Annotated in this window: 9 protein-coding genes; 6 read left to right on the top strand and 3 right to left on the bottom strand. The window is 64.0% G+C overall.

From position 1 onward, the window contains the following. The 3 genes from KA184_20795 to KA184_20785 all read left to right on the top strand — a co-directional run. The coding region (locus KA184_20795; GenBank protein ID MBP8132026.1) for a PcfJ domain-containing protein at nucleotides 1–1,342 on the top strand (1,342 nt) is incomplete at its 5' end. Nucleotides 1,343–1,579: 237 nt separating this feature from the next. After that, the gene (locus tag KA184_20790) at nucleotides 1,580–2,869 is read left to right on the top strand and encodes a DUF58 domain-containing protein (protein MBP8132025.1); all 1,290 of its coding nucleotides are present in this window, start codon (nucleotides 1,580–1,582) and stop codon (nucleotides 2,867–2,869) included. Beyond that, nucleotides 2,838–4,622 carry a DUF4129 domain-containing protein gene (locus KA184_20785; GenBank protein ID MBP8132024.1) on the top strand — a complete coding sequence of 595 codons (1,785 nt, stop codon included), beginning with the start codon at nucleotides 2,838–2,840 and terminating at the stop codon, nucleotides 4,620–4,622. The genes KA184_20790 and KA184_20785 overlap by 32 nt, the downstream gene beginning before the upstream one ends. A 254-nt stretch (nucleotides 4,623–4,876) precedes the next feature. Here KA184_20785 and KA184_20780 read toward each other — a convergent pair whose 3' ends face one another. The 3 genes from KA184_20780 to KA184_20770 form a co-directional block, all read right to left on the bottom strand. Next, a complete protein-coding gene (locus KA184_20780) occupies nucleotides 4,877–5,770 on the bottom strand; it encodes a decaprenyl-phosphate phosphoribosyltransferase (GenBank protein ID MBP8132023.1) in 894 nt (297 codons plus the stop codon). Between the two features lie 64 nt (nucleotides 5,771–5,834). Next, nucleotides 5,835–6,605 (bottom strand): SDR family oxidoreductase, encoded by a 771-nt coding sequence (locus KA184_20775; GenBank protein MBP8132022.1) that lies wholly within the window; start codon nucleotides 6,603–6,605, stop codon nucleotides 5,835–5,837. A 13-nt stretch (nucleotides 6,606–6,618) separates the two neighbouring features. Beyond that, nucleotides 6,619–7,938 carry an FAD-binding oxidoreductase gene (locus KA184_20770; protein MBP8132021.1) on the bottom strand — a complete coding sequence of 440 codons (1,320 nt, stop codon included), beginning with the start codon at nucleotides 7,936–7,938 and terminating at the stop codon, nucleotides 6,619–6,621. A gap of 199 nt (nucleotides 7,939–8,137) precedes the next feature. On the opposite strand from KA184_20770, the gene KA184_20765 reads away from it, so the two are divergent. From KA184_20765 to KA184_20755, 3 genes are all read left to right on the top strand, one after another. After that, nucleotides 8,138–9,502: a sulfatase gene (locus tag KA184_20765; GenBank protein MBP8132020.1), complete on the top strand. Its 1,365-nt coding sequence runs from the start codon at nucleotides 8,138–8,140 to the stop codon at nucleotides 9,500–9,502. Further along, entirely contained in the window at nucleotides 9,411–10,937 is a 1,527-nt protein-coding gene (locus KA184_20760) for a sulfatase (GenBank protein MBP8132019.1), read from the top strand. Before KA184_20765 ends, KA184_20760 begins: the two co-directional genes overlap by 92 nt. A gap of 121 nt (nucleotides 10,938–11,058) precedes the next feature. Beyond that, a partial coding sequence (locus KA184_20755) for a hypothetical protein (protein ID MBP8132018.1) occupies nucleotides 11,059–11,991 on the top strand: 933 nt, incomplete at its 3' end.

Raw genomic sequence — 11,991 nt, 5'->3', positions numbered from 1 at the left:
GTTGTGCGATATTGACTTGCTGGAGCGTTACGCGGATTTTCACCAGGCGGTGCAGACGGGCGTATTGCTGACGGCGTACCCGGACCGCGGCGCGCAGCCCGAGCCGGTTGCCGCAATCATCGAGCGCCTGGCTCGAGTCCGCTTTGCATTTCCACATGGGCTGCCCTGTCTTGGCCGCTTGCCTGAGCGTTACCAGGGCCTCGTCAGACAATTGCTGAGGCAACGCGCGGAAGTGGAGGCGTTCCGGGCCTTTTACGAACAGATTCCCGGCGAAGTCCGTGAAGCCGTAGCGCCTTTCCCCGAGCGGCATTACAGCCTCGTCTCGTTCTGCGCGCGCTGCCCCGGAGCGCTCGACCTGCTCCATTCCACGCCCGCGCTGGCGCTCATGCTGGCGAACTGCTGGTGTTTCGGGCGCAAGGTCAAACAACCCCTGCGCAGCGCGCGGGCCCTCCTGCGCAAAACGCAGCGCGAACAGCTCGCATGGCTTGGTCTTGCGCGCCCGGGCAAGAGCGCTATTCGCGTGTTGCGCAAGCTGCCAACCGCACTTTGCACGGTCGAACTGCTCCTTTATCTGCGCGATGCCCTAAACAACGAAGAGGCGTGCAAACGCATGGCGCACTTGCCGCGGCTGAATCGTGGCGCGGTATTCTTCCTGTCGGACCCGCGGCTGCTCTCCCGCGTCACGCACCATTTCCTCGCCGAGGTGGCTCAGATGTCCCGGGAGGAGAAACGGCCCCACCTCGGACACGATATGCGCCAGTGGCTGGACCTCTTCCTTCCGGATGACGCCGCCGCGCCCGGGCTCCGGTTCAACTCCGTGCACGATTTTCAGCAGCATTACGCGGATGTGCTCACGCTGCAACGGTTCCGGGGACTGGACCACCTCGAGTTCCCTCCGCCGCCGGTTCCGGGTACCCCCGAGATCGTGCCCATTACCACGCCGCTCGGCCTCTTGCGCGAAGGGCAGGAGCAACACCACTGCATCGCGTCCTACGCTCCCACGGTTGCCCGTGGCCGCGGGTACGCCTACGAAATCCACATGGCGGGCGAACGGGCGACTTTGTTCGTCGAGCCCGACCCCCGCAACCGGCGCAGATGGTTCCTCGCGGAATGCCACGGTTTCGCCAATGCGGCGGTCTCGGCCCAGCTCTACGGGAAGATTCTGGACTGGCTCGAAGTTGCGCAATCACGCGACCAATTCGACGCGAGCCAAGACGGCGCCGGACAACTGATCCTGCCTGGTCTCGTCGCGTCCCGCGATGCACTGGTCGAGCAAGCCGGCGTCAACGGCCTGTTTCGGGAGTTCGATTTGGACATCGAGACCGCAACAGTCGAATTCTAGTGATTCGATCTAACCTGCTGACCCCCGCTGCAAAACAACACATCCCGCAGGCGAAGTATGGTCCGTTGATGTCGCGCCGATGTGAGGCGGGCAATAGATGATTGGCATCGTGGTCCAAAATGCCGCCAGAGGCAACAACGGCCCCTGCTATCACAGAATCCCGTGCTTGCTGAGCGTTATCAGCCGCCACGACGTGACCCTCGCATTTGCGCTGGAGACTCGTGCTATCCTGTCCTCATGCGCAATATGTTCTGGCTTGCCGTGGCCGTGGCCGCGCTGGGGCTCGCGTTCCTGGCGCGCAGCCCATACATGGCTTTCGCGCTCTATGCGTTCCTGCTGCTGGTGTGCCTCGCGCAGGTGACGTCGCGCGCATGGCTGGCGGGCTTGGACTGCGAACGGACGGTGTCGCAGACGACCCTGCAACAGGGCGAGGACACCGAGGTCGCGGTGAGCGTCACGAACCGGCGCGGTTTTCCCATCCCGTGGATCTACTTTGAAGACCAGTACCCGGCGGATTTCCCGCGCGAGGGCGCGCACGCGCGGCTCGCCGTCCTGATGCCGGGGCGTTCGGTCACGCTGCGCTACCGGCTGCGTTGTCCGCGGCGGGGGTATCACCGGATTGGGCCGCTGCTGATGGAGTCGGGTGACCTGTTCGGCCTGCAAAAGCGCTTCCGCACCGGCGAGCGGCAGGATTATGTGACGGTGCTGCCGACAATCGCCTATATCGAGACATTCAACATCTCGGCGAAGCGGCCGCAGGGGCCGGTTCGCATCGCGAGCCGCATCTACCAGGACCCGACACGCATCTACGGCATCCGCGAGTATGTGCCCGGCGACCCGCTGAACACGATCCACTGGAAAGCCACTGCGCGCACGGGCACGCTGCACGTCAAAACGTATGAGCCCACGCAGGTGTACGGCGGCACGCTGATGCTCGACCTGCACGCGGACAGCTATAAGCCGGCGGACAAGGAAGAGCGCATGGAACTGGCGATCACGACGACCGCATCGATTGCGTATCTCTTGCAGATGTCGGGCGAGCAGGTGGGCATGATCACCAATGCAATCGACGCGGCGGAAGTGGCGCGGTACGAAGTCGAGGCGCGCGGCGCGCTATCGCGCATCGAGGCGGAAATGCGCGTGGCGGGCGAGGGCGAGTCCACGCGCATCAGCCCGCTGACCGTGCCGACCATGCGCAGCCCGCTCCAGGCGCGAAAGATTGCCGAGAACCTGGCGCGGGTGCTGCCGGGGCGAGGCCTCGACGCGAACCGGCTGATTGTGAACGAGTTCCGGCGCCTGCCGCGCGACGCGGCGCTGCTGCCCGTCGTGCCGCAGGTGACCGGCGAATTGGCGTTGACTCTGGCCGCGATGAAGCTGTCGGGATTCAACGTAACGGCGTTTGTGATCAGGGATCTGGAAGCGTACAAAGAAGCCGCCGCGCTGCTTGCCCCGTACGATATCCACGTCTTTCACATCGAGCACGAATGGAGCCTGCATGAGTTGTCCCCCGCAAAGATCGGACGATGAACCGCCGGTCCGGACGGACTTTCACACGCTGAATGCGGCGGCGGTGACCGCGCAGCCGAAGAAGCGCAAGGCCGCGCGCACCGACTTTGCTTCGCTGGGCGGCGCGGCAGCGCAGGGGCCGCGTCCCATCGTGCGCACGGTCACCGACTGGCTGATCGACGGACTGACGCCGTTCATGATCCTCGTTATGGTCTATGTCGTGGTCCATTTCCTGCTCGACGTGCGGTACGTGTATACGGCGGTCCACGACAGCAATCTGCGCGTGGTGGCGTTCTTTTTCATCCTGGGCGTGGTGGCGCTGAACCGGCTGATCGCGCGCGACGGGTCCAACGAATCGATTCTCTACATCCTCGTGTTCGCGGGGAGCGTGGGAATGTACACGCTGATGACGACGAGCGTGTACGGCGTCGGCTCGGTCACGCGCAATTTCATGAACGATAATCCGCTGCTCGCCACGGCGTTCAACATGGTTATCGTTATCTTCTTGTGGTGGCTTGTCAACCGGCTCACGCACGAGTGCTGCGTCGACGAGAACCTGTCGGCGGGCGACATCGGCATTCTGCGCGGGACGGCGCTCAGCGTGCAGCGAGCGTTCTGGCGTGAGGAAACGCCGGTGGCCGCGCCAAAGCAAGCCAGCCGTTGGAGCTATGATACCGCGGAAGAAGCCGCGAAAGGCGCGTGGTACGGTTTGGACGCCTTCGACCCATCCACGGACCATTTGGCAGAGAAGGTGAAACCGCCGGCGGCGCCCTTGGCGGCGACGCAGCGCTTGCCGAAGGGGCACCCGGGCATCTCGATCCTGCTGTTTTCGATTCCCGTGCTGTTCATCTTCGCCGTTGGCCTGCCGGTGATACGCCACGGCGGCGAGCGCTGGGTGCGGTCGGGCATGTTCTATATGGGGGTGTATTGCGTGGCCGCGCTGATGCTCCTGATGCTGACGAGCCTCGGGGGCGTGCGCGCCTATTTCCGCGCGCGCAATACACCCGTTCCCGCGGCCATCGGGCCGTTCTGGGTCGGTCTGGGCGCCGTCATGGTCGTGCTGGTGCTCGCGGGCGCGCTGCAATTGCCCATGCCCGCGTTGCCGGACATCGCCTACGTGGACGAGCACCGGGCCGACCCCTGGGTGCGCGACGAGGCCACGCTCCAGATAGTGGACCCGGCGACGTTGCCCGACGCATTCGTGGCGCGCACGACGCGCTTTGTCGACCGGCTCGGGAAGGCCGTGCTCGCGTTGTTTGGCGCGTTTCTGGCCTATGGCGCGCTGCGCATGGTTGGCGCGTTCGCGGCGCGCATCGCGCGGCGCCGCGACCGTTATCCGCGCTTCGTGGCGGGATTCTTCGACCTGATAGATCGGTTGTTGATGCGGTTGCTGCGCCTGCCCCGGCTGCCGCGCCGGAAACGGCGCGTCCGTATTCACCGGGACATTGCCACCTGTACGAAATACCGTAACTCGATGGGCGACGCGGCGTCCGCCGCGCGGATGAGCATCTCAGACCATGTCGCGTATGCCTACGACGCGTTGTGCGCGCTCGCGTACGACCTCGGCGTGCCCCGCAAGGACTTCCAGACGCCGTTCGAGTTCATCAACTCGTTTCCCGAGGCGCTGCGCACGCTGCGGGAGGAAGCGCGGGAACTCACGCTGCTGTATGTGGCCTCGGCGTATTCGCCCGAGACGCTCGATCCGCGCGTCACGGACCGCTTGCGGAAGTTCTGGATTGTGTACAACCGCGTGCGCAACCGCGTCCTGCGCTGACCCGCCCCGGACTCACCAACAGGGAAAGGGCTCAAGAGCACCCCCAAGGCAGCGCACATTACCCCGTCTCTTCTTGCAGGACTGGAGACACACAACCCTGATTCATGCCCGTTGCAGGGAGGAGGCATGCCTCGCCCCCATGAAACGCGGGCAAAGGCGCCCCGGCTCTTTGAATGGTATCTTCCTGTCGAACGCGCGATTCTGCTCGTTACACGGATTTTAGGATAGCTTGTCGTCGCTTACACCGCGCCGCACTAGGAGTAAATAATAAGGAGGTTTGCGAGACCCCAGAGCAGGACGGTCAGACCAAGGGGCAAGTCTTCGAACAGGGTTCCGCTCGGGTCGCCGCCGCCGGTCTTGTGTTGCACGAGATAGAGGTAGCGGAACAGCCCGTACACGACGAACGGCAGGGTAATGTACAGCTTGTCGGTCCCGAAGTTCGCAACCACCTCCGGTGAACACGTATAGATGGCATAGGTGAGCAGTGCGCCGCCCGCCACGATATGGATCAGGGAATCGAGGTACTGCGTGGTGTAGTAATGAAGCACGGGCCGGTGATCGCCCGCATCCTGTTCGAGCAGCGTGATCTCGTGGCGTCGCTTGCTGAGCGCGAGAAAAAGGGCGAGGAAAAGCGTGCAGACCACGAGCCACTTCGAGAACACGACGTCGAGCGCGATCGCGCCCGCGATGGCGCGAACGACGAAGCCCATTGCCACGGCGAGCACGTCCAGAATGATGTAGTGCTTCCATACGGCGGAATAGCTGATCGTAAGGAAGAGGTAGAAGAGCAGCGCAAGCAGGAATTTCGCGCCCAGGGCGCAGGCCGTCGTCACGCCGCCCGCAAGCAGCGCGGCTATCAGCACGACCGCGAGGCGCACGGACAGAGTTCCGCTCGCCAGGGGTCGATGGCGCTTGCTGGGGTGGGCGCGGTCCTGCTCGATATCCAGCAGGTCGTTGATGATATACGCGCCGCTCGCGGCCAGGCAGAAGGCCGCGAACGCCACGAGCGCCCGCACGAACTGTCCGGGGATCAGGGCTTGTCCCGCGAAGATGAGAGCGGCGAGCACGAGCAGGTTCTTGGTCCACTGATAACAGCGCATCACCTGCACGACGGCGCGCAGCATGCTCGTATTCGGCGCGGTGGACATCCGTGAACCTCTCTGCTTAAGCCTCGCCGCCGGGACTGTTCTCAGTCCGTGCCCGCATGCGGCCTCAAATACTCATCTTCTTGAATATGCGCTCCGGGATGTGCCGGATCACCAGCATGATATACCGCCAGAAAAAACGAACGTAGATTTCGTCTTTCCCGTCTTCCAGGGCGCGAACGATCGCGCAAGCCGCCTGCTCAGGCGTGGCGACTAGCGGCCCCGGCAACGGCATTCCGTAAGTCATCTTTGTATCCATGAACCCCGGCTTTACGGTGAGTACTCGGACACCCGCCGCGGACAGACGGTTCCGCAAACCGGAGAGGAAGCACGTGAACCCGGCCTTTGACGCGCCGTAGATGTAGTTCGCTTTGCGTCCGCGGTCTCCCGCTACGGAAGACAACCCGGCGATGAACCCGCTACCGCGCTGCTCGAAGGCGCCAGCGAACAATTCGAGGACCGATATCGCGCCCGTGAGATTCGTATCAATGGCGCGCTGTGCCTTCGCGAAATCCCTTTGTGCTTCCGCCTGTTCGGGCATGTAGCCGAAACACAGCACCACGCCGTCCGGCACGCCGCCGAGCATGCGCGTGCACTCCTCCACGAAGGCGGCATGCGTTGCGCAGGCGGTTGCGTCGAAGGGCAGGGCATGACACTGCGCGTTAAACCGGAGGGCGGTGTCCGCGGCGATGCGCTGGTTCTCCTCGTGGTCGAAATCCGCAAGCACGAGTGCGTAACCGCGGCGCGCCAGTTCCGCGGTGATGCCGCGGGCGACGGTCGAGGCGGCGCCCAGGATCACGGCGGTCTTGTTCGCGTTTTCCGACGGGTTGCGGCCCATAGTGCCGTCCTTCCTAGGTGCTCACGATGCCGAGACGGCGCGCCATCGACGAGGAGAGCCGGTTCTCCGGGTCGACCCGCCCTTTGACCTCCCGGAACCGCGGCAAAAGAGGGTACATCTCCGCCACGGCTTCCGGCGCGGCGACGGCGTCTTTCGCGAGGTAGAGACGCCCGCCATGCGCGAGCAATATCCGGTCAAGATTGCGCAGAAACGGGATCAGGCCGTCCCGGTTCGGAATATCGAGCGTAAGGGTGTAGCCCTTCATCGGGTGCGACAACAGACCAGGGTTCGCGTCGCCGAACCGCTTCAGTACCCCTAAGAAGGACCCGCGGCTCTCGGCGCTGAGCCGTTCCAGCAGGGCGACAAGTCCCTTCGCGCCGTCCGGCGGCAGGGTTGCCTGATACTGGACGAACCCGCACTTGCCGTAGAGGCGGTTCCAGTTGTGAATGCGGTCCAGCGGGTAGAAATAGCGGTCGTAATCGATGATTTGCCCTGCCACGGACCGGTGGATCGAGTAGAACAGCGTGTTGAACGCCCGTATATTGACGGGGTTGAGCAGGAACCCGGGGCAATCCACGGGCACGTTGCTCTTGCGGCGCGCGGGGATCGCAAAGGGCGCCCCGGCGGTGCGCCCGCACAACTGCGAGGGCGCCGCGTGGTTGCCGCGCATGAGCACGCACCGGCCCAGCGATTTGCCGCGCGCCAGGCAGTCCACCCACGCGACGGAATACTGGTATTGGCTGTCCGTGGCTTCCATAGTGGCCAGGGCGTCCTCGAGGTCGCGCGACTTGTAGTAATCCACGACGATGTACGCGCTCTCCACGCGCTGCAGCCGGACGCGCGCGGTGCTAATGACCCCCGTCAGGCCTATCCCGCCGACAGTCGCCCAGAACAGGTCGGCATTCTGCTCCGGGGAACAGGTAAACACCCGGCCGTCCGGCGTACAGAGGCTGCATTCGAGCACAAAACGCCCAAAAGTGCCGTCCCGGTGGTGGTTCTTGCCGTGCACGTCGTTCGCGATGGCGCCACCGACCGTGACAAACTTCGTGCCGGGCGTAACGGGCAGGAAGAAGCCCCGGGGCAGGAATGTCTCGATGATCTCGGCGAGCGAGACGCCCGCCTCGCATTCGAGTATCCCCGTTTCCGGGTCAAACCGCAGCATCCGGTTCAAGCGCGAGAAATCGATGACCCCCCCGGCCGCGTTGACCGCCGTGTCGCCATAGCTGCGGCCCAGGCCGCGGGCAATGTAGTGCGCCTGCGCCCGGTCGCGCAGAATGTCCGCGACCAACCGGGGTTTTTCCGGCCGGTAGACGTGGCACATCTGAGGCGCCATGCGCCCCCAGCCCGTCAATGATTGTGCAACAAAAGGTTCACCCACGGCGGCAGCCTGTTCCTTAACATGCGTGGGGCGAGTATAGCCAGACGTTCCGCTGTGATACAAACACCGCGTCCTGTGGCAGGCCTTGCCGCGACGCCGCAATCCCTGTACCATGCGTCCCGGCAAAGGGGGGGTACAACCGGAGGGCCTATGGATGAAGAGGCGTGATTTCATGAAGACCGTGGGGGCGGGCGCTGCGACGTTCGCGCTGGCGCGGCAGGAACCGGCGGTGAGCGAGGCGCGGCGTCCGAACCTGCTGCTCTATGTGGGAGATGACCACGGCATGGGCGACGCCGGCTGTTACGGCCACCCCAACATCAAGACGCCGGGGCTCGACGCGCTCGCGGAGGACGGCACGCGGTTCTCGCACGCGTTCTGCACGACGGCCAGTTGCAGCCCGAGCCGGTCTGTTATTCTCACCGGGCAGTATAACCACGCCAACGGCATGTATGGGCTGCAGCACAGCCATCATCATTTCGCGTCGTTCGACACTGTGCGGTCACTGCCCGTGTTGCTCGCCGAGGCCGGTTACCGCACGGCTTGCGCGGGCAAGTTCCACGTCGCCCCGGAGCCCGCCTATCACTTTGAACAACAGATCCCCGGCCATGCGCCCGCCGAAATGGCGGAGAACTGCCGGGACTATATCGAAGCCGCCGCCGGCCGGCCGTTCTTCCTGTACGTCTGCACGACGGAGCCGCACCGTCCGTTCCGCCGCGACGGCTCGGACCCCGTGGATCCCGCCGGCGTGACGCCGCCCCCGTTCCTGCCGGACACGCCGGAGTGCCGCGAAGAACTGGCGCAGTACTACATGTCGGTACAGCGCTGCGACAGCGGGTTGAAGCGGCTGACCGAAATCCTGCGCGAGACCGGGCGCTGGGAAGACACCGTGGTTGTCTACCTCTCCGACAACGGCATCGCGTTCCCCGGCGCGAAGACGACGGTCTACGAACCGGGCGTCCGCCTGCCGTGCGTCGTTCGCGACCCGTTCCAGGAACGGCGCGGCCAAGTGTGCAATGCCATGATCAATTGGGCCGATATTACGCCGACGCTGCTCGACTATGCGGGCGCGCTGCCGGATAAGCCGCCTTTTCACGGGCGGTCGTTCCGGGCCGCGCTCGGCGAGGAGAACCCGGAAGGCTGGGACGAGGTGTATGCTTCGCATACGTTCCACGAGGTGACGATGTATTATCCGATGCGCGCGGTGCGCACGCGGCGGCACAAACTCATTTGGAACATCGCGCACGGCCTCGAGTATCCGTTTGCCTCGGACCTGTGGAAATCGAGCACGTGGCAGGGCGTGTTGCGGCGCGGCGACACGATGTACGGGCAACGGACGGTCGAGGCGCTGCTGCACCGGCCGCGCTTTGAACTCTATGACCTCGAAGAAGACCCGCACGAAGTGCGGAATCTCGCCGAGAGCCCGCAGCATGCCGGATTGCTGGCGGAGTTACAGACCAGGCTGCGCGCGTTTCAGGAGCGCACGGCGGACCCGTGGGTGCTCAAATGGGAGCGGGAATGAACGGACCGAGGAGGAAGCGCGCGTGAACAGACGTGCATGTGACCGCAGAACTTTTCTTCTGACGGTGGGTGCGGGTGCGGCTGCACTGGCCGTGCGCGCGCGGGGCGCCGAGGCCGGGCGCAAGCCCAACTTCGTCATTATCCTGACCGATGACCAGGGTTACTCGGACGTGGGCTGCTACGGCGCCGAGGGCTTTGAGACGCCCAACCTGGACCGCATGGCCGCGGAAGGAATGCGGTTTACCGACTTCTACTCGGCTGCGCCTGTGTGCACGCCGTCGCGAGCCGCGCTCATGACGGGCTGCTACCCCCAGCGCGTCGGTCTGCCAGATGTGCTTCATCCGCCGTCGCGCATTGGGTTGAATGCCGGCGAGGTCACTATCGCGGAAATCCTGAAGACGCAAGGTTACGCGACGGGCTGTTTCGGGAAGTGGCATCTCGGGCATCACCCGGAATTCCTGCCCACGCGCCACGGGTTTGACGAATACTTCGGCTTGCCGTACTCGAACGACATGCTTCCCGCGCCGAACCGGCCCGCCGGATATCCGGAATTACCGCTAATCGACGGCGAAACGGTCATCGAGCGGAACCCGGATCAGACCCAGTTGACCACGCGCTATACGGAACGCGCCGTGCAATTCATGGAGAAGCACGCGCAGGAACCCTTCTTCGTGTATCTGCCCCACAGCATGCCACATGTGCCGCTGCATGTCTCAGAGAAGTTCCGGGGCAAGTCGCGCCAAGGCATGTACGGCGATGTAATCATGGAGATCGACTGGTCGGCCGGACAGATCCTCGATGCGCTCAACCGGCTGGGATTGGCCGAGCACACGCTTGTATTGTTCAGCAGCGACAACGGCCCTTGGCTGATTTACGGCGACCACGGCGGCAGCGCGATGCCCTTACGGGAAGGAAAAACCACAACCTTCGAGGGTGGACAGCGCGAGGTCTGCATCGCACGATGGCCGGGGCGCATTCCAGCAGGAAGCATCTGCCGGGAGATGGCCGTCCTTTTCGATTTGCTGCCCACGTTCGCGCGCCTCGCGGGCGCGGAACCGCCAGCGGACCGCGTCATCGATGGCAGGGACATCTGGCCGTTGTTGTCCGGCGCGACCGGCGCGAATACTCCGCACGAGGCCTTCTACTTCTTTCGAAGCGACGAACTCCAGGCCGTGCGGGCGGACAGATGGAAATTGCACTTGCCTCACAGCTACAATCAGCTCGCCCAAGGGGGAAGCGGCGGCAAGCCGGGACGGTATGAAAAAGGCGAGATCGGCTTGGCTCTTTTCGATTTGCAGCAGGACCCCGGTGAGACGCGAGACGTCGCTTCGGAACATCCGGATGTGGTGGAACGGCTGAGCGCACAGGCCCGGCTTTTCGAGAAAGTCCTCAAGGCCGAGGCCCGTCCGCCAGGCGCCCTGCCCGGTAACGAATAGCCGGCCAGGGAGATGATGGTCCAATATGGAACATGACGTACCGATAACGCCGGGGCATGATATAATTCAAGGTGGAGTGATGGTGGCCTCGCCTGAGACATCTTGTGCAGGGAGCTTGGTTATGCGGCGTGCACTTTTTTTTCCTGTTCCATCCTTGTTTCTTTTTATCATGACCCTCGGCGTCAATGCCGCTGCGGTGCAGATGACCCTTGTCTGGGGCGACATGGCCGGGCCTGAGACGCTCTACTGGACCGAGGCCGCGATTCCTGGGGCTCCGGGCGCGGGTTCGCCCTCGATTGGTCCGAACGGCGGCGATAACCTCCTTATACAAGATGCTGTGGACGGCACCTATGAAGTCAGCGTGGGCCCGAACGGCGGGATTGGTTATCTGGCGCTCAGCTATAACGGCGCATCGCCGGTCGTGTTGAACGACGCCAAGGATTGGACGCTTACGGCCGTGTGGACGGTGGATACCGCCATCCAGCAGCAGGACCCCGAAGATGAGCCGGACGAAAGCGCCTCGAACACCTACCTGTATATCGGCACGCCGTTGACTTCGAATGAGGTGGACGTGGCCCGGTTCCGTCTGGGCATTGAATGGCCGAATGAGAATCCGGAAGGCACGCTGCACGGGCGCTGGTCGGTGCGCAATCACAGCAACCTTAACCTGTCGCGCGCAGCGGATGCGCCGGACAACGTCACGTGTTTCGACGCGGGCACGGAGGTGACGCGCATCAAGGTGCGGCTCGCCTACGACGCGGAAACGAAGACCGTCCGCCAGACCTTCGGTTTGAACGGCGCGGAACCCGCGATCGAAATCGGCAGTCTGACCAACGCCGTCATCGGAAGTTCTCCTGTCGAACTGGGCGTGTTCGCGATCTTTGGCGCCGATCTTTCCGATGACATCTTCACCATCAAAGTGCGCGGGTATGGCACGGAAAGTCTCGGGCCCATTACGCTGACGGGCGACGTGGTCGGCGGGCTGGCGGGCGAGGGCGAAGGGGAAGGCGAGGGCGAGGGGGAAGGGGAAGGGGAAGGGGAAGGGGAAGGGGAA

The organism is Candidatus Hydrogenedentota bacterium, from assembly GCA_018005585.1.
Taxonomy (GTDB): domain Bacteria; phylum Hydrogenedentota; class Hydrogenedentia; order Hydrogenedentales; family JAGMZX01; genus JAGMZX01.
This window is presented reverse-complemented; position numbering and strand designations above follow the sequence as displayed.

What these genes read in the sequence shown, in the direction of transcription:
- KA184_20760 (MBP8132019.1), top strand. Translation starts at nt 9,411, where the DNA reads ATGCCGGATTGCTGGCGGAGTTACAGACCAGGCTGCGCGCGTTTCAGG.
- KA184_20775 (MBP8132022.1), bottom strand. Translation starts at nt 6,605, where the DNA reads ATGGGCCGCAACCCGTCGGAAAACGCGAACAAGACCGCCGTGATCCTG.
- KA184_20780 (MBP8132023.1), bottom strand. Translation starts at nt 5,770, where the DNA reads ATGTCCACCGCGCCGAATACGAGCATGCTGCGCGCCGTCGTGCAGGTG.
- KA184_20765 (MBP8132020.1), top strand. Translation starts at nt 8,138, where the DNA reads ATGAAGAGGCGTGATTTCATGAAGACCGTGGGGGCGGGCGCTGCGACG.
- KA184_20770 (MBP8132021.1), bottom strand. Translation starts at nt 7,938, where the DNA reads ATGGCGCCTCAGATGTGCCACGTCTACCGGCCGGAAAAACCCCGGTTG.
- KA184_20790 (MBP8132025.1), top strand. Translation starts at nt 1,580, where the DNA reads ATGCGCAATATGTTCTGGCTTGCCGTGGCCGTGGCCGCGCTGGGGCTC.
- KA184_20785 (MBP8132024.1), top strand. Translation starts at nt 2,838, where the DNA reads ATGAGTTGTCCCCCGCAAAGATCGGACGATGAACCGCCGGTCCGGACG.